Genomic DNA, 23047 nt, shown 5'->3' with positions numbered 1-23047 from the left:
TCTGGGATGTGGGTCTACTCGGCGTTGGAGGCTTTCGATGAGTGTGTCGCTGCTCGGCGGTTGGTTTCCGGCGATGCTGGATGTGGTTGCGGTCGGGGTGCTGGTTGTGGCGGTCGGGTGGCGGGATCGGCGGTGGCGGGGGCGGGTTCTGCCGTGGGTGGTTGGCGGGGCGCTGGTGGTGACGCTGTTCGCGGCGTACCCGGGGGCGAAGCTCGTCGGGATCACGGATCCGTTGCCGTTTGTGGTGTGGTTGTGGTTCGGGGTCGCCGTGGGGGCGTTGATCGTGCTGGCCGCCGGGTGGCGGAGTGCGCGGTGGTGGCGGCGGGGGGCTGGGGTTTTGGCGGCTGGGTTGGCGGCGTTGGTGTGTGCGAACGGGATCAACCAGTTCGTTGGGTACTACCCGACGATCGATTCCGCGGTGAACGACTGGACGAACACGCCGTTGCCGGGGCAGGTTTCGATGTCGGGGCTTGCGCATGATGCTCGGTTGACGAAGGTGCCGGCGGTCGGGCGGCTGGTTGCGGTGGACATTCCGGCGACGTACAGCCACTTCGGCCACCGGCAAGAGCTGGTGTATCTGCCGCCGATCTGGTTCGTCCGCAGCGCGCACCGCAAGGCGCTTCCGGTGGTCGAGTTGATCGGGGGCGAACGCGGCGGTCCGGGTGACTGGGTCCGGCTCGGGAACGCCGTACAGGTGTCCGACGCGTACGCGCACCGCCACCACGGATACGCCCCGATCCTCGTCTTCGTCGACGCCACGCATCGCTTCGACAACGACACCGAGTGTGTCAACGGGCCGCGGGGGAACTCCGCCGACCATCTCGACGAGGACATCCCGCGGTACGTCGAGAAGACGTTCGGCGCCTCCACCAACCCGGAGCAGTGGGCCGTCGCGGGCTTCTCGATGGGCGGTACGTGTGCCCTCGACCTGGTCGTGGAGCACCCGGACGTGTTCGACCATTTCATCGACATCTCCGGCGACCTCGCGCCGTACACGAGTACGCCGGCCGGCAGCCTGCACGACCTGTACGGCGGTGACGTGGCGCTCGAGAAGGCGAACGAGCCGCTCCTCGTGATGCATGCCCACGGCAAGTACCGGGGTGTCAACGGCCTGTTCCTGACCAGCACCGAGGAACTGCGCCACCAGCACGAGGCGGAGGAGCTGTCCACGGCCGGCGCCAAGGTGGGCATCTGGTCCCGGGTCGAGATCTCCCCCGGCACGCACGTGTGGCAGTTCGCCGCGCCCGCGTTCGCGTCGGCCTATCCTTGGCTGGCGAACCAGCTCGTACTCCCCCAGCACGAAGGGAGCCACACCAAACCGGCGTGATCCAGACACTACGAAGGCTCGCTACCGGCCTGCTCCTGCTCGCGTTCTTCGGCGCGATCACCGGCGCCGACACGGTCAGCGAGGTGCTCCCACCACCTGCGGCCGGTGAGGTCCGGGTGGTGGCCCTCGGCGATTCGGTCACCTCCGGCTCGAACTGCGACTGCGCCGCCTTCCCCCAGCTGTACGGCGACCAGCTCCACGACCGCTCCGCCGTACCGGTCACCGTCGACAACCAGGGCGTTGCCGGACTCGACTCGACCGGCCTGCTGCAGCAGCTCGACCAGCGCAACTCCCCCGTCGAGCAGGCCACGAAGGCCGCGAACGTCGTACTGCTCACGATCGGCGCGAACGACTTCGGCGACCACCACGATGACGTCACCAGCGGGCAGTGCACGAGCGACTGCGTGTCCGACGAGTTCGAGCAGCTGACCGCCAATCTCGGCCGGATCCTGAGCCGGGTGCACGCGCTCCGCGGCGACCTGCCGACCACGATCCTGATGACCGGCTACTGGAACGTCTTCAAGGACGGCGACGTGGCCAAGCAGCAGTACACCGCGAGCGGGCGGATCGCCAGCGACCAGCTCACCGTCCGCACCAACAACGCGATCGCCGCCGCGGCGCGCGCCGACGATGCGACGTACGTCGACATCTACACGCCGTTCGAGGACAACGCCGACATCACCGCGCTGCTCGCGTCCGACGGTGATCATCCGGACGCGGCCGGTCACGCGCTGATCGCCCGGTTACTGCTTGCTGCAACGCCCAACCCTTTGCCCACGTCCCCACGTCAGGGAGGGTAGACGTACCCGAGGGGGACAGATGGCCGAGGCGAGCGCGTTCGCCGAGTTCGCGACCAGCAGGCACGGCGCGCTCTTCCGGTACGCGTACCTGCTGACCGGCGACCGCGGCCTCGCCGAGGACCTCGTCCAGGAGGCGCTGGTCAAGACGTACGTCGGCTGGCACCGCCTGCGCGATCCGAACAACGCCGAGGCGTACACCCGCCGCGCGATCACCACCACCGCGATCGGCTGGTGGCGCCGGAAGTCCTGGCGGGCGGAGCGGCCGTACGACGAGGACCTCACCGAGCCGCCGGCGCTCGATCTCGACGGGATTGTTGCGGCCGGCAAGCACCGGGCCGGGCGCCGGCGTACGCTCGGCATCGTCGGGGGCGCCGTCGCGACCGCGGCCGTCGCCGTCGGTGGCGCGACCGTCATCCGTCCGCGCAACCAACAACCCCAGCCGGCCCGGCCCGCGCCGTTCGCGCAGCGCCGCCCGACCTTTGCGCTGGGCAACGAGATCCACTACGGCAGCGAGGTCATCTCGGTGGCGCCGTACAAGGTGACAGCGTTCGTCCAGACCGATGCGGGCTTCGTGTTCCTTGATGCCGGCAACATCCACATCGCCGACCGCTCCGGAGTCCGCGCGACCGGCAAGAGCGCGTGGAGCCTGACGGCGGACCACCGCGGCAACCTGGTCGCCTGGGTGGAAGGCTTCGACGATCACGTGGAGTCGGTCGTGTACGACGTCGCCGCGGGCCGCGAACTCGTGCGCACCCGGGCCGGCAACACGATCCCGCCGACCGCCACCCTCGCGTACGACTCGAAGATCGTCGCGCTCGACGGCGACACGGCGTACTTCGGCACACCCGACGGCCTGTATCGCTGGAACATCCGCACCAACCAGGGCGAACTCATGGCCAAGGGGTCACCGGTCGCGGTCCGCACCGTGACGGCCGGGCAGATCGTATACGCGCAACCGCTCGACCAGCGCGTACCCACCGTGAACTTGGCGATCGCGACGACGGTGTCCGCGACCGCCCCCGCCCGCTTCTCCGGCCAGCAGGCCTTCCTCTCCCCCGCCGCGAAGTACCTGTTCACCGAGACGGACGACGCCCTCATCGGCATCGAGCCGGGGTGGGTCAGCCCTCGGCTGTACGACGTGGCGACCGCGCGGCAGATCGGGCTGCCGTACGCCTACGACAGCCTGTTCTTCGGCCAATGGCTGGACGACGACAGCTTCGTTGCCGCAGGCAAGCGCCGGTTCTCGAAGACGGCCGAGACCGATCTGCTCGTCGTCACCGCCGCGACCGGCGCCGTGAAGGTCGCCGTACCGAACTTCGCCAAACTCATCTTCAGTACGACGCCGCCACGGATCGCGCCGTTCGCGTTGCCGACCGGCGGCCGGATCATCGACCTGTAGGAATGATCAGTCGGCCTTGGCGGCGGGTGCTTCCACGTTTTCCGGGAAGTGGCAGGCGGTCTGGTGGCCCGGGGCGAGCTCGATCAGCGGGGGCTCCGTGGTCTTGCAGATCTCCTGCGCCTTCCAGCAGCGGGTGTGGAAGCGGCACGCGGGCGGCGGGTTGATCGGGCTGGGGACGTCGCCCTGCAGCCGGATCCGCTCCTGCTTGGCCTTCCGCTTGGTGTCCGGCACCGGTACGGCGGACAGCAGCGCGACCGTGTACGGGTGCATCGGCTTCTCGTACAGGCTGACGCGGTCGGCCAGCTCGACGATCTTGCCCAGGTACATGACCGCGACCCGGTCCGACACGTGCCGTACGACGGACAGGTCGTGCGCGATCATCACGTACGTCAGATCGAACTCTTCCTGCAGGTCCTCCAGCAGGTTCACCACCTGGGCCTGGATCGACACGTCCAGCGCGGACACCGGCTCGTCGGCGACGATCAGCTTCGGCCGCAGCGCCAGCGTGCGCGCGATGCCGATCCGCTGCCGCTGACCGCCGGAGAACTCGTGCGGGTAGCGGTTGTAGTGCTCCGGGCTCAGACCGACCAGTTCGAGCAGCTCCTGCACGGCCCGCTTGACGCCGTGCTCGGTCTTCACATGCTGCAAGCGGTACGGCGCACCGACGATCTTGCCGACCGTGTGCCGTGGGTTCAGCGAACCGTACGGGTCCTGGAAGATCATCTGTACGTCGCGACGCAGCGGACGCATCTGGCCTTCTCTGAGGTGACTGATGTTGCGTCCCTCGAAGACGATGTTCCCCGCGGTCGGCTCCAGCAGCCGGGTCAGCAGCCGGCCGGTGGTGGTCTTGCCGCAGCCGGACTCCCCCACCAGCGACAGGGTCTCGCCGCGGGTCACGTTGAAGGTCAGGCCGTCGACCGCCTGGACGGCGCCGACCTGGCGCTGCAGCAGCCCCTTGCGGATCGGGAAGTGCTTGACGAGGCCGTCGACCGACAGCAACTCCTCCCCCATCTTGGGGACGGCGGGAGTCGGTTCGGCGTCAGTAGTAGTCACAGTCGTCCCGTTCACAGCTTCGGCTTGATGTCGGTCTCCCACGCCTTCTGGCGCTCCTGCGGGGAGAGGTGGCACGCGACCAGGTGGCCGTCGCCGGTGTCGAGCAGCTCGGGCCGCTCGGTCTCGCTGAGGCCGCCGTTCAGGTGCGCGTAGTTGCAGCGCGGGTTGAACGCGCAGCCCTTCGGCACGTTGATCAGGCTCGGCGGCGTGCCCTTGATCGGGATCAGCCGCTCGGTGCGCTCGCGGTCGATCCGCGGCATCGACCCGAGCAGACCCCAGGTGTAGGGGTGCTGCGGGCGGTCGAAGATGTCCTCCGCGGTGCTGTACTCGACCGCGCGGCCGGCGTACATCACCTGGATGTCGTCGGCCAGCTCGGCGACCACGCCGAGGTCGTGGGTGATGATGATGACGGCCGAGTTGAACTCCCGCTGCAGGTCCCGGATCAGATCCAGGATCTGCGCCTGCACGGTCACGTCGAGCGCGGTCGTCGGCTCGTCGGCGATCAGCAGGTCGGGGTCGCAGGACAACGCCATCGCGATCATCGCGCGCTGCCGCATACCGCCGGAGAACTGGTGCGGGTACGCGTCGACGCGCCGGTCGGGCTGCGGGATACCGACCCGGTCGAGCATCTCGATCGCGTGCTTCTTCGCGACCGCCTTGCTGACCTGGTTGTGCACCCGGTACGCCTCGACAATCTGCGTGCCGACTGTGTAGAACGGGTGCATCGCCGACAGCGGGTCCTGGAAGATCATCGCCATCCGCTTGCCGCGCAGCAGCCGCACCTCTTCGCGCGTCGACGTCACCAGGTCCTGGCCGTCGAGGAAGATCTGCCCGCTGATGTTCGCGACACCCGGCGGGTGCAGGCCCATGATCGACAGGCTCGTGACGCTCTTGCCGGAACCGGACTCGCCGACGATGCCGAGCGTCTTGCCGCGCTCCAGCTGGAACGAGATGCCGTCGACGGACTTCACCACACCGTCGTCGGTCGGGAAGTGCACCTTCAGGTCGCGGACGTCGAGGAAGGCCTCGCCGCGCTCCACCCGCTGAACGGTGTCTTGTACTTCTTCGATCGGCTCGGTCACGAGATCCGCACCCTCGGGTCGACGACGGCGTACAGGAGGTCAACGACCAGGTTGGCCAGCACGATGAAGAACGCGGCGACCAGGGTCACGCCGAGGACCTTCGGCAGGTCGTTGGCCCGCAGCGCGATCACGGCGTACTGACCGATACCGGGCAGTGAGAACGTGGTCTCGGTGAGGATCGCGCCACCCATCAGCAGGCCCAGGTCCAGACCGAAGATCGTCAGGATCGGCGTCAGCGCCGACCGCAGGCCGTGCCGTAGCACCACGGTCCGCTCGGTGAGGCCCTTGGCGCGGGCCGTCCGGACGAAGTCCTCGTTCATCGTCTCGAGCATGCCGGCCCGGGTGAGTCGCGCGTACGCCGCGGCGTACAGGAAGGCCAGCGTCACCCACGGGAGGATCAGGTCGTACGCCCACCACAACGGGTTGGTCTCGTCGAGTGGGTTGATGCCGCCCTGCTGCGTCCAGCCGAGGCCGTAGCTGAAGACCGACAGCGACAGCAGGCCGGTGAAGAAGATCGGCAGCGACACACCCGCGAGCGCCACCGACATGAGTGATCGGTCCAGCGCCGACCCGCGTCTGAGGGCCGAGATGATGCCGGTGCCGACGCCGGTGATGAGCCAGATGAAGGCCGCACCACCGGCGAGCGACGCAGTCACGGGTATTCGCGCGACCAGGTCCGGCCAGACCGGCTGCTGGGTCAGGAACGAATAGCCGAAGCACGGAGCCGGGCAGTGCTCGGTCCCGGTGCCGTAGTTGTACTCCTGGCCGGCCACGAGGCCTTTCACGAACCGGCCGTACTGCACGTAGAGAGGGTCGGTGAAGCCGAGCCGGACCGCCGTGTTGTGGATCTGCTCCTGCCCCGCGCTCTTGCCGACGTAGCGGCCGGCCAGGTCGTCGGCGGTGGCACCGCCGAGTCTCGGGACGAGGAAGAAGATCGAGAACGTGACGGCCGTGACGATGAAGAGCAGCAGCACTGCTCCGATCACCCGGCGGACAAGATATGCGAACACCGTGCTCGGCGTGGGTGGCCGGTGATCATCGCTGATCACCGGCCGCCCTCAGCCTTCACCTACCTCTACTGGTGATTGTTGTTCAGGGCAACTCAACTGCCACGGTCTGCCGGTTACTTCTGCGCGAGACCGATGCTCGCGTAGTCGTACATGTTCTGACCGTCGTTGCTGAACACGTTCGCGAGCGTGTCCGGGCGGTACAGCAGGCCCTTGGCCCAGACGCCCGGCAGGACGCCGGCCTGCTCCATGACCTTCTTGTCGACGTCGACCCAGATCTGGTTACGGGCGGCGTCGTCGGTGGTGGCCAGCGCCTTGTCGATCAGCTGGTCGACCTCCGGGATCCGGATACCGAGGTTGGTGTTACCACCAGCGGGCCGAATGACCCGGCTGTCCACGATCTGGCTGAGGAAGCCGAAGCCGTCCGGCCAGTCAGCGCCCCAGCTGTAGACGATCATGCCCAGGTTGTTGTTCCTCGCGTAGTCCGGCTTGCCGGCGTACAGCTTGGTGTAGTCACCGGTCGGGAAGCCCTTCGGCGTCAGCTTGATGCCGACCTTGGCCAGCGACTGCTGCAGCGACTCGGCGACGGCCTTCTCCTTCGGCCGGTCCGCACGGTAGGCGATGTTGGCGCTGAAGCCGTTCGGCATACCGCACGCCGTCAGTGCTTCCTTCGCCTTCGTCGGGTTGCCGTTCTTGTCCGCCTCGAAGCCGTAGTCGTCGAACTTCTGCGCGCCCGCGACCGACGGCGGCATCAGGTTCGTCGCGATGTCGCCACCGAACGGACCGCCGTACGCGCGCTGGTAGCCCTCGTGGTCGGCGGCGTACAGGACCGCCTTGCGGCAGTTCACGTTGTCGAACGGCTTGACCTGGCTGTTGAAGACCGTGAAGTTCAGCCGCGTCGACAGCACGCTGTCGGTGTGCGCCTTCAGCTTCGGGTCGGCCAGCACCTTGGCCTGGGTCTCGGCCTGCACACCGGTACCGGCGATGTCGACGTCGAGGTCACCGGCCTGCAGCCGGTTGTCGATGTCGGCGCCGTTCACGTTGTAGGCGACGTTGATCTTGTCCGGCAGCGCCTTGCGGCCCGAGTCCGGGTCGGTCGACGCGTCGTACTGGTCGTTGCGGACCAGCGTGAAGCCCTTGTTCGGGTCGTTGCTCTCGAACTTGTAAGGGCCGGTCGAGATCGGGTGCAGCTGGTACTTCGTGCCGGTGTCCTTGGCCTGCGGGACCGGCGCGGTCGACGGCAGCTGAGCGAAGTAGTCGAAGCCGGCGAACGTCTTGTTCAGGTGGAAGACGATGGTGTAGTCGTCCGGCGTCGTCATTGCCTTGGACAACTGCGCCAGCTGCGGGTCCTTGGCGACGCTGTAGTCCTTCGGGACGTCCAGCAGGAAGTCGTTGAAGTACGTCGGACCCTGCGCGAGCGTGGTCTTGTCCAGGGACCGGGCGACGCCGTACTTGACGTCCTTGGCCTTGACCTCGGTGCCGTCCTCGAACTTGATGCCCTTGCGGATCTTGTAGGTCCAGGTCTTGGCGTTGTCGCTCGGCACGCCGGGCGCCTCGGCGAGGTCCGGGACGACCTTTCCGCCTTCCTTGCCGGGTGCCGACTTGAAGACCATCAGCGGCCGGACATAGTTCCGCACGAGGTTCCAGGACAGGCCGAAGTAGGTGTCACCGGGATCAGTGGAGTCCCACTTCTCGGTGATCGCCATCCGGAGCGTGCCGCCCTTTTTGTCGCTCGGGTTGAAGATCTTCCCGTTGGCCGCGTCGAACTCGGGCGTCGCCGAGCTGCTGCCGCCACCCGACCCTCCGGAGGAAGCCTTCGGTCCCCCGCAGGCCACCAGGCTCAAGGCGACGGCCGCACTGACGGCGGTCACCGTCGTGATGCGATTCCATCTCATCTCTTGTTGCACCCCTTCAATCGTTGAGAGCCAGGCTCCCTGGTTGATGCGAAACGCCTACCGGGATCGCGGGTCGAGCGCGTCGCGCAATCCGTCACCGAACAGGTTGAACGCCAGCACGGTGACGAAGATCGCCAAACCGGGCGGAATCATGTACATCGGGTCGACCTGGTACCAGTTCGCCGCGCCGGAGAGCATGTCGCCCCAGCTCGCGGTCGGCGGACGGACACCGACACCCAGGTAGGAAAGACCGGCCTCGAAGAGGACGTTGGTCGGAATCAGCAGCGTCGCGTACACCAGGATCGGCGCGATCAGGTTCGGCAGCAGCTCGGTGAACAGGATGTACGGGCGTCGCGCGCCGAGACTCCGGGCCGCGTCGACGAACTCCCGCTCCCGCAGCGACAGCGTCTGGCCGCGGATGATCCGGCCGATGTACGGCCAGCTGAAGAAGCCGATGATGAAAACGATCAGGGCGACCCGCAGCGCGTCGCCCTGCAGACCGAACATCTTGTCCGGGATCGCGCCGACCAGGGCCAGCGCGAACAGCACCAGCGGGAACGCCAGGAAGATGTCCATCAGCCGGCTGATCAGCGTGTCCACCCAGCCGCCGAAGTAGCCGGCGACGATGCCCATCACGACACCGATGACGACCGACAGCAGGGTCGCCAGGAACGCGATCAGCAGCGAGATGCGGGCGCCGTACACGATCCGCGCGAAGATGTCGCGGCCGTTGACCGGCTCGATACCGAAGGGGTGGTCCCAGCTGACGCCGCCGAGCTTGCCGATCGGGGTCTGCAGCGACGGGTCCACCAGGTCCTGGTGGAAATCGTTCGGGGTGACACCGACCAGTTTGCAGATCAGCGGCGCGAAGACGCCGACCAGGATCAGCAGCAGCACGAAGGCGCCGCCGGCCAGCGCGACCTTGTCACGCTTCAACCGGATCCAGGAGATCTGCCACAGCGACCGGCCCTCGATCTTGCCGACGCCTTCGAGTACGGCCTCCGGCTGCGCGGCCGACGATCCGGGCTCGACCTCGAGTGGCGTGCTCACGCGATGAGTTCCCCTGCCTGGTTCGGATGAACCGGAACGAAATCCGGAATGGCTGCCGCCTTAACCTGCCGCCATTACAGCCCGGAGTCAAACGCGGAAAGTGCTGCGTTGCCCGATCGTGATCGTCAGGAAATCGTCCCGTATCGTGGACTTTCCGCAGTAAACCACGGCGTCGCACCCACGGTCGCCAGGACCTCGCGAACCGTTACTGCCATGGCATTTTTGTGTCAGCGCCGTAATGCCGAGAGATGGAGGAACGACAGCGGGTCAACCGCTGTTTTCACGTTCTCCACGTTCTTGTTCGCGACGACCGCCAGGCGGCCCTGCCAGCTCGGGATCACCGGGGCCTCCTGGGCGATCACTCCCTGTAGCTGACCGATCAGGTCATCGCGCTTCAGGCCGTTCTGCTCGGTCCGTTCCTGCTGCAGCAACTTCGTGGCCGCCGCGGACCGGTAGCCGTTCTGGAACGGAGAGTCGGTCACGAACGGGGTCAGGTAGTCGTCGGCGTCCGGGTACGCCGGAGTCCAGCCGGCCTGGTACAGGTCGTACGCCCCGGCCTTCGTCGCCTCCTGGTACTGCGGCCACTCGGCGCCGCGCAGCGTCACCCGGAACAACCCGGACGCCTCCAGTTGCCGCTTCAGCTCCAGTACTTCGGCCTTCGCGCCCACGCCGTACTGCGACGGCGTCCACCCGACCGTCAGCGGCACGGGTACGGCGATGTTCGCCTCCTTGAGGATCGCCGCGGCCGCTGCCTTGTTCGGCTGCTTGTACTCCGTCTTGAACGCATCCGCCTGCCCGCCGTAGCCGGGCGGCACCACGGAGTACAGCGGCGACACGTGGTCGCCGTACGCCTTCTTCGCGATCGCCGGGCGGTCGATCAGCTGCGCCACGGCCCGCCGTACGGCCGGCTTGCGGGCCAGCAACGACTTCATCTGGAAGGCGAACAGCCGGATCTCCGCGGAGCCTGTCTCGACGACCTGGACCTGGTCGGACTTGCGCAGGTTGTCCAGCAGACTCGGGCCGAAGCCGTGGAACGCGAGGTCGGCCTTGCCGGTCGTGATCGCCTGGTAGAGCGCGTTCGAGTCCTTCATCAGGCTGATCGTGACGCCGTCGTTCTGCGCCGCCCGCGGCCCGCGGTACCCCTTGAACTTCGTCAGCGTGACCTCTGTGCCGGGCTTGTATGCCGCCAGCTGGTACGGCCCGCTGCCGATCGCCTTCGTGTCGAGCAACCTGTTCGCCGGGTACGACTCCTCGTCGACGATCGACGACGCGGTCGTGGTCAGCAGGTACGGCAGGCGCGCGTCCGGGGTGGTCAGGTTGAACACCGCGGTCAGCTCGTCCGGCGTACTCACCGACTTCACCGAGGAGAACAGCGCGGCCGCTCCCCCGGGCGTCTTCAGCCGGACCAGCCGGTCGAAGCTGAACTTCACGTCCGAAGCCGTCAGCTCGTGCCCGTTCGGGAAGGTCAGGTGCTCCTTGAGGCTGCATGTGTACGTCGTCGGCGAGTCGAACTGGCAGTCCGCGGCGTCCGGCACCGGGGTCGGCTTGTCCGGCAGGATCGTCAGCAGGGTCTGGTACAGATTCGCCTGCACGGTCCGCGAGCCCACGTCGTACCGTCCTGCCGGGTCGAGCGACGAGATCGAGTCCGTGGTTGCAAGCCGCAGCATCATCAGCTGCGGCGTCGACTCCCCCGGGTGCGGGGCGTTGTCGTCCGGCTCACCGCAGGCCGCCAAGGACACACCCAGCGCACCCACCGCCACGGCCGCCGACACCCGGCGCACCCACTCACTCACCGTCTCACCTTTCCCCAGCCCACACTCAGCCCACACCCTGACAACGCCCCCGAGGGCACCAAGTGACGGTAGCTCGTCAACGGAGCAGTGACCGCAGGGACTCCGGGGTGAGCGGCTCGAGCGACTTCACCACGAGCCGTCGCGGCGCGTCCGGGATCGTCACCCACTGCGGTACGGCGACGACGTACATGCCGGCCGCCGTCCCGGCCTCGGTGCCGGTCATCGAGTCCTCGATCACGACGCAGTCCGCCGGGTCCACACCGAGCCGGGCGGCACCGGTCAGGTACGGCTCCGGGTTCGGCTTGCCCAGCGTCACCTCGTCACCGGCCACGATCACGGCGAACGGATCCGGCGGCAGGTGCCCGAGCACCGCGTCGATCATCACCCGGTACGACGCCGACACCAGCGCGCACGGGATCTCTTCCTTGCGCAGCGCCTGCAGCAACTCGAGCGCACCCGGCTGGAAGGTCACCTCCTGGCGGAGCGCCTCCACCACCTCCGAGAACATCCGGTCGGCCAGCTCCTCGGCGGTGATCACGCCGTCCGGGATCCGCGCCATCCAGACCTGGACGGCGTCACGCAGGTCGCTCCCGATCAGGGACAGGCAGTCCTCGAGCGTCCAGGTCGCACCGAGCGAGGCCAGCAGCTCGAGCTGCACCTCCGCCCAGACCTTCTCGGAGTCGACCAACGTCCCGTCCATGTCCCACAACACCGCGCGCAGCGACGCCACCGACAACTCCTCTACGTCGTCTCTCTTTGAGCACCCACCAACCGTTTTCGGGCGCGCCGAACGGTTGGTGGAGGCTCAAGGTGCTGTCCATTCTCCCTGGTGGGGTGCGGTACGGCGGCGGCGGGTGGGGCGACACGTTGCGCTGGAGGTGAAACGCGGAGCGTGCCGAGCGGCGAGCACGTAGGCTTGCAGTCCGGATTGGCTACAAGAGACGACAGGGAGCCTGCGAGTGGTTGATCTCGCGAACCTGAGGGACCCGGTCGTGATCGCCGCGTTCGAGGGCTGGAACGACGCGGCCGAGGCGGCCACCGGAGCGGTCGACCACCTGATCGACGAGTGGGAGGCCGAGCTCGTCACGGCGATCGACCCCGAGGACTACTACGACTACCAGGTCAACCGTCCCCGGGTCGGCCTCGACGAGGACGGCGGACGGCACCTGACCTGGCCGACCACCCGGATCTACGTAGCCCGTCCGGACGACACCGGCCGGGACGTGCTGCTGATCCGCGGCGTCGAGCCGAACATGCGCTGGCGGGCGTTCTCGCGGGAGCTGCTGGAGATCGTCGACGAGTCGAACGCGCAGCTCGTCGTCGTCCTCGGCGCCCTGCTCGCGGACTCCCCGCACACCCGTCCGATCCCGGTCTCGGCGACCTCGTCCGACGAGGAGCTGACCGCGGCGTGGAGCCTGGAGCCGTCGACATACGAAGGCCCCACCGGAATCACCGGTGTCTTCGCCGACCTGTGCACCACGCTCGGCGTGCCGGCGGTGTCGATCTGGTCCGCGATCCCGCATTACATCGCGGGTACGCCGTGCCCGAAGGCGTCGCTGGCGCTGCTCGGCAAGATCGAGGCGCTCCTCGACATGGCCATGCCCGAAGGTGACCTGCCGGAGCTCGCGCGGGCCTGGCAGCGTGGCGCGGACGAGCTCAGCGAAGAGGACCCCGAGGTCGCGGAGTACGTGCACTCGCTGGAGGAGCAGCGCGACACGGCCGACCTCCCTGAGGCCACCGGCGAGGCGATCGCCGCCGAGTTCGAGCGCTACCTCAAACGCCGCAACAAGAACCACGGCGACTAGCGCTCCCCCGTAACGGCCCGAGGTGTAGACCGTTGTTACCAGTGGGTTTATATTCGACCGGACTACTGGGGGGTGACGGCGTGCCGTCACCGGGACCACGGGGAGCAATCGGATGCGCGACGAGCGAGGCGGCAGCTCGGTGCCTGCGCTGGCCGTGCTCGTGCTGCTCGGGGTGGTCGCCACGGTCGGGATCCTCGGCAACAAGAAGCACGAGACCGTCGACCTCACCACACTGACGGCCTCGACGACCTCGACGACGATCACCACCGCCCCGCTCGACGCCGAGCCGTTCGCCGGGTCCACCGGGATCGTCGTGCACCCGCGGGCCGAGGCCGCGCTCTACAGCGCCCCGGACGCGGACGCGTTCGGCAAGATCGGCCCGACCCAGTTCGGTCCGACCTGGCTGCCGGTGGTGGAGCAGACCGACGGCTGGGTCCGGGTCCTGCTCCCCTCCAAGCCGAACCGGTCCACCGGCTGGCTCCAGGACGAAGGGCTCGACCGGGCCACTTCGTCGTACCTGATCCGCGTCCACACCAGTGCGCGGACGCTCGAGCTGTTCGAGAACAACAAGAGTCTCGGCACCTGGAAGGCCGGGGTCGGCGCGACGAAGACGCCGACGCCGCCCGGGCGGACGTTCCTGCTCGGCTCGATCATCGACCACAAGCGCTCGGCGTCGCCGATCGTGCTGCCGTTGGGTGCGCACAGTCCCACCTTGGACACGTTCGGTGGCGGACCTGGTACGGTCGCGATCCACGGCTGGCCGAATCCGCACGTCTTCGGCGCTGCGATCAGCGCGGGCTGCGTCCGGGTGCCGAAGACCGCCCTCGCCCACCTGCAGAAGGTTCCGCTCGGGACGCTCGTCCTGATCGACAGCTTATAAGGAGATTCCGATGCGACGACAGTTGACTCCGACCGTGCTGACGGCCGCGGCCGTGGCGGGCGTCGTGACGTTCAGCCTGGTCGCGAGCGCCCCCGTCGGCAACGCGGCGGCCCGCCCGTCCTCGGCGTACGCCGTGAGCGCCGAAGGCCAGGTGCCGATCCCGAAGACGCCGTACGCCGAATCGCTGGACGGCAAGCGGCAGACGACTTCCGCGCTCGAGCTCCCGAAGAACCCGCTGATCTCGGTCCGGGCCGGTACGGCGACCGCGGGCAACGACTCGGCCTCGGTCGAGCTGTTCGACGTCGTCGTCGGCCCCGACATCCTGAGCCAGGTGACGATCCCGCCGGAGCTGAAGCAGCAGTGCGCCACGCTGCCGAAGACCGGTGCGGACAACCTGCCGCTCCCGGACATCGCGTTGCCCGACCTCGGCCTGCCGTTGCCGAAGCTGAGCACCAAGGACCTGCCGGTCAAGAACCTGCCGGACCTGTGCAACCTGCTGCTCAACCCGCCGAAGTCGCTGCTCGGCATCGACTCGCTGAACGTCTGGTGCTCCGGCGACACCGGCGGCGTCGACATCGGTTCGCTGACGCTGCTCGGCCAGACCATCAAGCTGCCGACGACGAAGCAGAGCGCGTCCCTGCCGTCCAACCCGCTGGCGAGCATCACGGTCAACAGTCAGGGCAAGCACTCCGACGGTGCGTTCACGATCACCGGCCTGAGCATCAACTTGGGCGGCGGGACCGAGGTCATCAACCTCGCGTCGGCCACCTGCGCCAAGCCGGCCGCCACCAAGCCGAAGCCCAAGCCGCAACCGCAGCCGGACCACGAGGCGCCGGCCCAGGTCAACACCCCGCCGGCCGCCCCCGTCCCGACCCCGGTCAAAACCCACCACCCGGTCACCGGCTGACCCTTACGTCCGAAGATCTGTGGGCGATCACCCTCAGATCTTCGGACGTAACGGGTTAGAGCTTGACGCCGAGCAGGGCGTCGACGGCTTGGGCGACGAGCGCGGGGGCCTGCGGGTCGTCGCCGTCGGTTGCCGCCCACTCGTCGACGGCTGCCAGCGCGCCGGCGGAGTCCAGGTCGTTGGTGAGTGCCGCCCGTACGGCGTCGACCGCGGCCGCACCGTCCGGCCCGGCGTCCCGCGCCACGGCTGCACGCCACCGCTCGAGCCGGGCCTGTCCGTCGGTCAGGTCGGAGTCTGCCCAGAACCAGTCGGTGCGGTAGTGGCGGGCGAGCAGTGCGAGGCGGATCGCCATCGGGTCCTCGCCTGCGAGCCGTTCCTTCGACACCAGCACCAGGTTGCCCTTGGACTTCGACATCTTCTCGCCGTCGAGGCCGACCATCGCCTGATGTACGTAGGCGCGCGCGAACGGATGCTGCCCCGTCGCGACCTGTGCGCCGCTCGCGGACATCTCGTGGTGCGGGAAGATCAGGTCCGAGCCGCCGCCCTGGACGTCGAACGACATCCCGAGGTACTTCAGCGCGATCGCCGAACACTCCACATGCCACCCCGGCCGGCCGCGGCCGAGCGCCGAGTCCCAGGCGGGCTCCCCCGGCCGCTCGTGCCGCCACAGCAGGCTGTCCAGCGGGTCCTGCTTGCCCTCGCGGTCCGGGTCGCCGCCGCGCTCCGCGAACAGCTCCCGCATCGTGTCGCGGTCGTAGTTGGACACGCCGCCGAACGCCGGATCCGCCTTCACGGCGAAGTACAGGTCGCCGTCGACGGAGTACACCGCCCCGGCGCGACGGACGTCCTCGACCGCGCTCGCTACCAGGTCGATCGACTCGACCACGCCGATGTAGTGCTGCGGCGGAATCACCCGCAGCGCGGTCATGTCCTCGCGGAACAGCTGGATCTCGCGCGCTGCGAGGTCGGTCCACTCGACGCCGGTCGCGGTCGCGCGCTCCAGCAGCGGATCGTCGACGTCGGTGATGTTCTGGGTGTACGACACGTCGTACCCGGCGTCCCGCCAGAGGCGGTTGATCAGGTCGAACGTGACGTACGTCGCGGCGTGGCCCATGTGCGTCGCGTCGTACGGCGTGATGCCGCAGACGTACATCCGGGCCGGACCGTTCTCGCTGGGCGGCACCTCGACCAGGCCGCGCGAGGCGGTGTCGTAGAGGCGTAGCCGCCGGGCCGGCCCGGGTACGACCGGGATGTCTGGTTGAGTCCACGCCTGCATGTGTCGGAGCTTATGCCAGTCCGATTTTCAATGACGCGACACGGTTCCACTCCGTGGTCTGCGCGCGGGTATGCACCCCGCCTCCGGATAGCCTCGCGGGCGATGAGTGCAGACTTCAGTCCCGAGCTCCAGTCGTACGGCGGCTGGATCGCCGCCGCTGCGATCCAGCAGCAGGACCTGTTCAACGAGGTGGTCGGACCGGACTCGCTGCAGGCCGATCTCGACGCCCGGACGCTCGGCGGTGAGCGCGGCGTACTCCACGGGATCTCGCTGCTCGGCAGCTTCTCCGAACTCGACCGGACCTGGCTGTGGGGCTGGGCGAACCCAGGCTTCGGGCCGGACGCGCCCGCGGTCGCCTCGACGCTCGCGATCCGCGAGTTCGGTGAGCGGCACGGGATCGGCGAGTTCATCACCGACAGCCCGGATCTGAGCGGCTTCGAGCAGCCCGCCCAGGCGGCGATCACGCTCGCGATCACCGCCGGCTCCGTCCTCGGCGGCCGCGGCGTCTGGTCGACCGCGATCAACGAGGGCCAGGGGCACGTGTACCTGCACGTCGCCGACGAGCAACTGCCGCAGGCCGGGTTCGACGCGATCGCCACGCCGCGCCTGCTGATGACCGCGATCAGCGTCTTCCCCGCCGACCACCGACAGGTCGTCCGCGGCTACTTCCACCACTTCGGGCTGCAGTACGACGAAACTCCTGAAGCCATCCGCAGTACAACGCCCGACGGCCGCACTCTCCTCGCCGAGTTCGACGCCCAGGGCCGACTCGGCAACATCAGCGTCCAGGCACGATCCTAGAAGGCCGGCCAGGGGATCGCGGGCCACTCGTCGCTCGGGTACGGGAACGTCCCGGTCTTGAGCAGCGTCGAGCAGCGTTCCCGGGTCGCGGTCAGCTCGACGGCGGTGACGAGCTCACACAGTTGTTGCCCGAGGCCCCCGGCCAGCTGATCCGCGAGCCGCCGTACGTCGTCCAGCAGGGCGGGCGGGATCGGATCGCCGGCCCAGCCCCACAGGACCGTACGGAGCTTGCCGTCGGCGTTGAACGTGACGCCGTGGTCCACGCCGTACACCCGGCCGTCGCCCGGGTTCAGCACGTGGCCGCCCTTGCGGTCGGCATTGTTGACCACGGCATCGAACACGGCCATCCGCCGCAGCGCGTCGTTGTCGGCGTGCACGAGCGTGACCGGGTTGTGGCGGCCGTCGAGCGCGTCCAGGACACCGACCCATCCGTCGGGCACGCGGCCCTGCGGCACGATGTCGACCAGTTCGGTCTCCCCCGGTCCGAGCTCGGCCTCGTCGATCCACAACTGGACCATGCCTTCGCCGAGCGGCCCGTCGCGCAGCAGCGTCGGCGGCACGATCGACCAGCCGAGTGCCTCGGACACGACGTACGCCGCGAACTCGCGCTGGGCGAGCGTGCCGTCGGGGAAGTCCCACAGCGGCCGCTCCCCCTCGATCGGCTTGTAGACGACCGTGGCGGTCTCGCCGGCCAGGCTGACCGAGCCCTGATAGGTGCCGTTCGAGGCGGCCACGAGGCGACCGTGCAACGACAGCTCCCCTAGAGCCAGGAGCTCCGGATCGATCGTCATTCCGGCAGGTGCCTGCGGTAGCCGTTGGCCCGCGGGCAGATGTGGCCGTCGGCGTCGATCGGCCGGCCGCAGAACGGGCAGCTCGGGCGTCCGGACGCGACCAGCGCGACCGCCCGCCGGGCGAACGCCCGGGCCTGCTCCTCGGTGATCCGGACGATGAAGACCTCGGCGTCGTCGGACTCGATCGCGGCGGCGACCGGGTCGGTCTCCTCCAGGTCGGCCTGCTCGCCGGTGACGACCGCGAACACCTCGATCACCACCCGCTCGGCGTCGGCCTCCCACGCCAGCGTCATGGTGCCGGCCCGGAACTCCTCCTCGATCGGCTGCTCGAGCGGCGCGGTGTCGTCCCCCGCGGTCTGCGCGACCGGGTCGCGGTCGAAGCGCCGGGCGACCTCGTCCAGCATCACGTCGAGCCGCTCCGCGAGCGCCATCACCTGTTCCTTCTCGCACGCCACCGACGTCAGCCGGTGCCCCGCCCGGGCCTGCAGGAAGAACGTCCTGGCACCGGGTTCCCCCACGGTGCCGGCGACGAACCGCTCGGGGTCGTCGAAGGAATGCACAACTCGCGCCATGTCTAGACCCTATTACCGTCCGCCGACGACAGCGTCGGACGACTGCTTCTTGGGCTTGCCTTTCGCTGACGGCTTAGGGATCAGCGAGGCCAGCTCGCTGCCGGAGTCGTTCAGCCGGACCAGGAACGGGCGGGTCGCGGTGTAGGTGATGATCGTCGTCGACGCGGTGTCCACGACGATCCGCTGGAACGTGTCCAGGTGCTGACCGAGGGCGTCCGCGACGATCGCCTTGATCACGTCGCCGTGCGAGACCGCGACCCAGATCGCGTTGTTCCCGTGGCTTTTCGCGAGCGCCGCGTCGTGCGCCCGGACCGCGTCGACCGCGCGCTGCTGCATCCCCCGCATCGACTCGCCGTTCGGGAACGTGACCGCGGACGGGTGCTGCTGCACCACGGCCCACAGCGGGTCCTTCGCCAGCGTGGCGATCGTCTTCCCGGTCCAGTCGCCGTACCCGCACTCGGTCAGCCGCCGATCCGTTGCCGGACGCAACCCGGCGTGGTGCTTCGCGATCGCCGCGGCGGTCTGCCTGCAGCGCTCGAGCGGGGAGGTGACGATCGCGGCCAGCGGCAGCTCGGCCAGGCGCTGCGCGACCGCCGCGGCCTGCTGTACGCCGGCATCGTCCAGCTTCACGCCCGGCGTACGACCCGCCAGCGTGCCGGACGTGTTCGCGGAACTACGACCGTGGCGAACGAGAATCACGGTGGGCATGGTGTGCACGTTATCCGGTCCACGCAAGTCGTGATGCCATGATGGGGTCGTGATCGTGGACTGCGGGGTGTATGCCGCCGGGGAGCGGCAGGACCTGCCCAAGGATCCCGAGACGGTTGCCCAGGCCATCGACGAGAGCGGCGACAGCTTCGGCTGGATCGGGCTGCACGAGCCGTCGGCCGCCGAGATGGCGCGGGTGCAGCGGCTGTTCGGCCTGCATGATCTCGCCATCGAGGACGCGTTGCAGCTCCACCAGCGGCCCAAGGTCGAGCGGTTCGGCGACACGCTGCTCGTCGTACTGCGGACCCTCTGGTACGTCGACGAGGGCGACGCCGTCGAGACGGGTCAGGTGACGGCCTTCGTCGGACCGCGGTACGTCGTGACGGTCCGGCACGGGGAAGGCGGCGAACTCGCGACCACGCGGCACTCGCTCGAGGAGCGCGCCTCGATGCTCGGGCACGGCCCGGCCGCCGTGCTGTGGGCGATCTCGGACGCGATCGTGGACGACTACGAGCGGGTCGCGGAGCAGGTCGAGATCGACGTCGACGAGATCGAGTCGTCGGTGTTCTCGCCTGAGCGGACCAGCGACGCGGAGCGGATCTACCGGCTGAAGCGCGAGGTGCTCGAGATGCGCCGCGCGATCGACCCGTTGCGGGAGCCGATGGAGCAGTTCGCGCACGGGGTGGCCGGGCTCGGCCCGAAGGCGAGCCCGTTCTTCCGCGACGTGGCCGACCACCTCAGCCGGGTCTCCGACCAGGCCGAGGCGATCGACACCCTGCTCACGTCCGCGCTGAACGCGCACCTCGCCCGCGTCTCGGTCCAGCAGAACGACGACATGCGCAAGATCTCCGCCTGGGTCGCGATCGCCGCCGTACCGACGATGCTGGCCGGTATCTACGGCATGAACTTCGACAACATGCCGGAGCTCCGCTGGCACTTCGGGTACTACGGGATCCTCCTGCTGATGGCGCTGGTCTGCGTCACCATGTACCGCTTCTTCCGGAAGGTCGGCTGGCTCTAGGTTGCGGTGATCGTGCTGGTCGCGAGCAGGATGAGCAGCACGATGCCGAGCAGCACGCGGTAGAACGCGAACAGCGAGATCGAGTGCTTGACGACAAACCGCAGCAGCCACGCGATCGACACGTACGCGACCACGAAGCTCACCACCGTACCGACCAGCAGAGGCACTGCCCCGACGGTGCCGTGCAGGGCGTCCTTGAGCTCGTAGACACCTGCGCCGGCCAGCGCCGGGATACCGAGCAGGAACGAGACCCGGGTCGCCGCGACCCGATCGAGGCCGCGGAACAGACCGGCCGAGATCGATGCGCCGGAGCGCGACACACCGGGAATCAGCGCCAGGCACTGGACCAGCCCCATCACGAGCGCGTCCAGGAAGGTGATCCGGGTCAGCGGCCGGGACTTGCTGCCGAACCGCTCGGCCGCGACCATGACGAACGACCAGGCGATCAGTGCCCCGGCCACCCACCACAGACTCCGCAGCGGCCCGGAGATCAGATCCTTGGCGAGGAAGCCGACGATCCCGATCGGCACCGAGCCGACGATCACGTACCAGCCCATCCGGTGGTCGAACTCGCCGCGGTGCTCGGGCTTCGCGAGGCCGCGAACCCAGGCGACGGCGATCCGCGCGATGTCCTTCCAGAAGTACAGGACGACGGCAGCGATCGCGCCGACCTGGATCACCGCGGTGAACCCGGTGATCGACGGGTCGTCGATCTTCAGCCCGAGCATCTTCGACACGATCGTCAGGTGCCCGGTGCTGGAGACCGGCAGGAATTCGGTCAGGCCCTCGACGATGCCGAGGATGATGGAGTCCCAGATCGTCATCAGTTGCCGACTCCGGACAGGTCCAGCGCCTCGGCGGCGGTCCGCAGGTCGGCGATCCGCTGCTCGACGGTGGACGCGAACGGCGTCAGCGCGACCGTCGTCGCCCCGGCCTCGGCGTACGCCGTGAGCTTGTCGGCCATCCGCTCCTTGCCGCCGAGCAGCGAGATCGAGTCCAGGAACCCCAGCGGTACGGCGGCCATCGCCTCGCGGTGCTTCTTGTCCAGGTAGAGATCCTGGATCTCCTTCGCCTCCTCGGCGTACCCCATCCGGACCGCCAGGGCATTGTAGAAGTTCTTGTCCCGGCTGCCCATGCCGCCGATGTACAGCGCGGCGTACCCACGGACCGGGTCGGCCGCCGCCTCGATGTCGTCACCGGTCATCAGCGGCGTGGTGACCACGACGTCGAAGCCGTCGAGGTCCTTCTCACGGACCGCACGGCCCGTCTTGATGTGGTTCAACTGCTCTCCAAGGAAGCCTGGGTCGTTGAGGATCCCGAGCCAGCCGTCGGCGATCTCACCGGCCAGCTCGAGGTTCTTCGGGCCGACCGCGGCAAGGTACACCGGCACGTGGTCGCGGATCGGCCGCACGGTCAGTTTCAGCGCCTTGCCCGGTCCGTCGGGCAGCGGCAGCGTGAAGTACTTGCCCTCGTACGCGACCGTCTCGCGCCGCATGGCCGAGTTCACGATGTCAACGTACTCACGGGTCCTGAGCAGAGGCTGAGAGAACCGGACGCCGTGCCAGCCCTCCGAAACCTGCGGCCCGGACACGCCGAGACCGAGCCGGAAACGGCCGTTCGACAGCCGGTCCAGGGTGGCCGCCGTCATCGCAGTCATCGCCGGCGTCCGGGCCGGGATCTGGAAGACCGCGGCGCCGACGTCGATGGTGGTGGTCTGGGCCGCGATCCAGCTGAGCAGGGTCGCGGCGTCCGAGCCGTACGCCTCCGCGGCCCAGGTGACCGAGAAACCGAGCGCCTCGGCCTCCTTGACCAGCCTCAAGTGGTCCAGATGGTCGTCGCCGCCGTACACGAAGCCGATGTTGAGTCCGAGTCGCATGACTGGCGAGCCTAGCGAGCCGTTGTCGGTGGGCCGCAATAGGCTCGGTCCATGCAGCAGCGCTATCTCGGTCACAGTGGACTGGCGGTGAGCAGGCTCGGGCTGGGCACCATGTCGTGGGGCCGGGACACCGACGAGCACGAAGCGCGCGAGCAGCTCGCCGCGTTCGTGTCCGCCGGCGGCACGCTGATCGACACCGCCGCGGCGTACGGCGACGGCGACAGCGAGCAGCTGATCGGGTCGCTGATCGGCGACGTGGTGGACCGCGACGACCTGGTGATCGCGACCAAGGCCGGGTTCAGCGTCCGCCGGGGCGAGCGGATCACCGACACCTCCCGCGGCGCGCTGCTGCGCGATCTCGAGGGCTCGCTGCGCCGGATGAACGTCGACCACATCGACCTCTGGCAGCTGCACACCTGGTCCGACGACGTGCCGCTGGAGGAAACGCTCTCCGCGCTCGACCACGCCGTCAGCTCCGGCAAGGTGCGGTACGTCGGCATTTCGAACTACGCCGGCTGGAAGGCCGCCCGCGCCGTCACCTGGCAGCAGGCGTGGCCGGGCCGCGCGGTCCCGGTCTCCAACCAGGTCGAGTACTCGCTGCTCGCCCGGGACGCCGAAATGGATGCGATCCGTGCGGCCGCCGGCCTCGGGATCGGGGTCCTCGCCTGGTCGCCGCTCGGGCGGGGCGTGCTGACCGGAAAGTACCGCACGGGTATCCCCGCCGACTCCCGGGCGGCGTCTCAACATCTGTCCAGATTCGTCGACCCCTACCTCGATGCGCGCGCTTCAGGCATCGTGGAAGCGGTCGCACGAGCCGCCGACGGGCTCGGCTGGACCCCGCTCGAGGTGGCACTGACCTGGGTGCGGGACCGGCCGGGAGTGTCGGCGGCCATCGTCGGGGCCCGGACGGCACTGCAACTGAAGTCGGTACTGGGTGTGGAGGAGCTCACAGTGCCGCCGGCCATCGCGGCGGCGCTGGAGGATGTTTCCTGAGGGTTGTTGGA

Annotated in this window: 22 protein-coding genes; 9 read left to right on the top strand and 13 right to left on the bottom strand. The window is 68.6% G+C overall.

What is annotated here, in order from left to right; translation table 11 throughout:
* Positions 1 to 37 precede the first annotated feature (37 nt).
* From ACWF0M_RS01855 to ACWF0M_RS01845, 3 genes are read left to right on the top strand one after another with little or no spacing between them, the layout of a single operon-like run.
* The gene (locus ACWF0M_RS01855) at positions 38 to 1327 is read left to right on the top strand and encodes an alpha/beta hydrolase (protein ID WP_452233690.1); all 1290 of its coding nucleotides are present in this window, start codon (positions 38 to 40) and stop codon (positions 1325 to 1327) included.
* Entirely contained in the window at positions 1324 to 2127 is an 804-nt protein-coding gene (locus ACWF0M_RS01850) for an SGNH/GDSL hydrolase family protein (protein WP_452233689.1), read from the top strand. The genes ACWF0M_RS01855 and ACWF0M_RS01850 overlap by 4 nt, the downstream gene beginning before the upstream one ends.
* Before the next feature lie 19 nt (positions 2128 to 2146).
* Positions 2147 to 3526 carry a sigma factor gene (locus tag ACWF0M_RS01845; protein WP_452233688.1) on the top strand — a complete coding sequence of 460 codons (1380 nt, stop codon included), beginning with the start codon at positions 2147 to 2149 and terminating at the stop codon, positions 3524 to 3526.
* Between the two features lie 6 nt (positions 3527 to 3532).
* Here the strand turns inward: ACWF0M_RS01845 and ACWF0M_RS01840 are convergent, their stop codons facing one another.
* The 7 genes from ACWF0M_RS01840 to ACWF0M_RS01810 all read right to left on the bottom strand — a co-directional run bounded on the left by ACWF0M_RS01840 (position 3533) and on the right by ACWF0M_RS01810 (position 12136).
* Positions 3533 to 4579, bottom strand: coding sequence for an ABC transporter ATP-binding protein (locus ACWF0M_RS01840; protein WP_452233687.1), 1047 nt, complete (start codon positions 4577 to 4579; stop codon positions 3533 to 3535).
* A gap of 11 nt (positions 4580 to 4590) precedes the next feature.
* The gene (locus ACWF0M_RS01835) at positions 4591 to 5661 is read right to left on the bottom strand and encodes an ABC transporter ATP-binding protein (RefSeq protein ID WP_452233686.1); all 1071 of its coding nucleotides are present in this window, start codon (positions 5659 to 5661) and stop codon (positions 4591 to 4593) included.
* The gene (locus tag ACWF0M_RS01830; RefSeq protein WP_452233685.1) at positions 5658 to 6671 is read right to left on the bottom strand and encodes an ABC transporter permease; all 1014 of its coding nucleotides are present in this window, start codon (positions 6669 to 6671) and stop codon (positions 5658 to 5660) included. The genes ACWF0M_RS01835 and ACWF0M_RS01830 overlap by 4 nt, the downstream gene beginning before the upstream one ends.
* Positions 6672 to 6784: 113 nt before the next feature.
* Positions 6785 to 8563, bottom strand: a complete 1779-nt coding sequence (locus ACWF0M_RS01825) for an ABC transporter substrate-binding protein (protein ID WP_452233684.1) — start codon at positions 8561 to 8563, stop codon at positions 6785 to 6787.
* 57 nt (positions 8564 to 8620) lie between these two features.
* Positions 8621 to 9613: an ABC transporter permease gene (locus ACWF0M_RS01820; protein ID WP_452233683.1), complete on the bottom strand. Its 993-nt coding sequence runs from the start codon at positions 9611 to 9613 to the stop codon at positions 8621 to 8623.
* A 227-nt stretch (positions 9614 to 9840) separates the two neighbouring features.
* Positions 9841 to 11406 (bottom strand): ABC transporter substrate-binding protein, encoded by a 1566-nt coding sequence (locus ACWF0M_RS01815; RefSeq protein WP_452233682.1) that lies wholly within the window; start codon positions 11404 to 11406, stop codon positions 9841 to 9843.
* A gap of 76 nt (positions 11407 to 11482) precedes the next feature.
* Positions 11483 to 12136, bottom strand: coding sequence for an HAD family hydrolase (locus tag ACWF0M_RS01810; RefSeq protein ID WP_452233681.1), 654 nt, complete (start codon positions 12134 to 12136; stop codon positions 11483 to 11485).
* 229 nt (positions 12137 to 12365) lie between these two features.
* Between ACWF0M_RS01810 and ACWF0M_RS01805 the strand changes: the two genes are divergently transcribed.
* From ACWF0M_RS01805 to ACWF0M_RS01795, 3 genes are all read left to right on the top strand, one after another.
* Positions 12366 to 13211, top strand: a complete 846-nt coding sequence (locus tag ACWF0M_RS01805; protein ID WP_452233680.1) for a PAC2 family protein — start codon at positions 12366 to 12368, stop codon at positions 13209 to 13211.
* Positions 13212 to 13323: 112 nt separating this feature from the next.
* On the top strand, positions 13324 to 14091 hold the full coding sequence (locus tag ACWF0M_RS01800) for a L,D-transpeptidase (protein ID WP_452233679.1): 768 nt from the start codon (positions 13324 to 13326) through the stop codon (positions 14089 to 14091).
* Between the two features lie 10 nt (positions 14092 to 14101).
* Positions 14102 to 14998, top strand: a complete 897-nt coding sequence (locus tag ACWF0M_RS01795; RefSeq protein ID WP_452233678.1) for a hypothetical protein — start codon at positions 14102 to 14104, stop codon at positions 14996 to 14998.
* A 55-nt stretch (positions 14999 to 15053) separates the two neighbouring features.
* Here ACWF0M_RS01795 and mshC read toward each other — a convergent pair whose 3' ends face one another.
* A complete protein-coding gene (mshC, locus tag ACWF0M_RS01790; protein WP_452233677.1) occupies positions 15054 to 16274 on the bottom strand; it encodes a cysteine--1-D-myo-inosityl 2-amino-2-deoxy-alpha-D-glucopyranoside ligase in 1221 nt (406 codons plus the stop codon).
* A gap of 102 nt (positions 16275 to 16376) precedes the next feature.
* Between mshC and ACWF0M_RS01785 the strand changes: the two genes are divergently transcribed.
* Positions 16377 to 17075 carry a DUF6882 domain-containing protein gene (locus ACWF0M_RS01785; protein ID WP_452233676.1) on the top strand — a complete coding sequence of 233 codons (699 nt, stop codon included), beginning with the start codon at positions 16377 to 16379 and terminating at the stop codon, positions 17073 to 17075.
* Here the strand turns inward: ACWF0M_RS01785 and ACWF0M_RS01780 are convergent.
* Genes ACWF0M_RS01780 through ACWF0M_RS01770 form a run of 3 tightly spaced genes read right to left on the bottom strand, consistent with a single transcriptional unit; the run spans position 17072 to position 19146 of the window.
* Positions 17072 to 17866 (bottom strand): SCO1664 family protein, encoded by a 795-nt coding sequence (locus ACWF0M_RS01780; protein ID WP_452233675.1) that lies wholly within the window; start codon positions 17864 to 17866, stop codon positions 17072 to 17074. The two genes, ACWF0M_RS01785 and ACWF0M_RS01780, sit on opposite strands and share 4 nt — an antisense overlap.
* Positions 17863 to 18438: a DUF3090 family protein gene (locus ACWF0M_RS01775; protein WP_452233674.1), complete on the bottom strand. Its 576-nt coding sequence runs from the start codon at positions 18436 to 18438 to the stop codon at positions 17863 to 17865. Before ACWF0M_RS01775 ends, ACWF0M_RS01780 begins: the two co-directional genes overlap by 4 nt.
* A gap of 12 nt (positions 18439 to 18450) precedes the next feature.
* Positions 18451 to 19146 (bottom strand): histidine phosphatase family protein, encoded by a 696-nt coding sequence (locus ACWF0M_RS01770; protein WP_452233673.1) that lies wholly within the window; start codon positions 19144 to 19146, stop codon positions 18451 to 18453.
* A 49-nt stretch (positions 19147 to 19195) separates the two neighbouring features.
* Between ACWF0M_RS01770 and ACWF0M_RS01765 the strand changes: the two genes are divergently transcribed.
* Entirely contained in the window at positions 19196 to 20167 is a 972-nt protein-coding gene (locus ACWF0M_RS01765) for a magnesium and cobalt transport protein CorA (RefSeq protein ID WP_452233672.1), read from the top strand.
* On the opposite strand, the gene ACWF0M_RS01760 is transcribed toward ACWF0M_RS01765, so the two are convergent.
* Positions 20164 to 20991 carry an undecaprenyl-diphosphate phosphatase gene (locus ACWF0M_RS01760; protein ID WP_452233671.1) on the bottom strand — a complete coding sequence of 276 codons (828 nt, stop codon included), beginning with the start codon at positions 20989 to 20991 and terminating at the stop codon, positions 20164 to 20166. The genes ACWF0M_RS01765 and ACWF0M_RS01760 overlap by 4 nt on opposite strands.
* A complete protein-coding gene (locus tag ACWF0M_RS01755) occupies positions 20991 to 22043 on the bottom strand; it encodes an LLM class F420-dependent oxidoreductase (protein ID WP_452233670.1) in 1053 nt (350 codons plus the stop codon). The genes ACWF0M_RS01760 and ACWF0M_RS01755 overlap by 1 nt, the downstream gene beginning before the upstream one ends.
* A gap of 51 nt (positions 22044 to 22094) precedes the next feature.
* Here ACWF0M_RS01755 and ACWF0M_RS01750 point away from each other — a divergent pair, with 51 nt between their 5' ends.
* Positions 22095 to 23036, top strand: a complete 942-nt coding sequence (locus ACWF0M_RS01750; protein ID WP_452233669.1) for an aldo/keto reductase — start codon at positions 22095 to 22097, stop codon at positions 23034 to 23036.
* Positions 23037 to 23047: the final 11 nt, after the last annotated feature.

The organism is Kribbella sp. NPDC055110 (assembly GCF_053607525.1).
The sequence above is the reverse complement of the archived record's forward strand: the minus strand, read 5'-3'. Positions and strand labels throughout refer to the sequence as shown.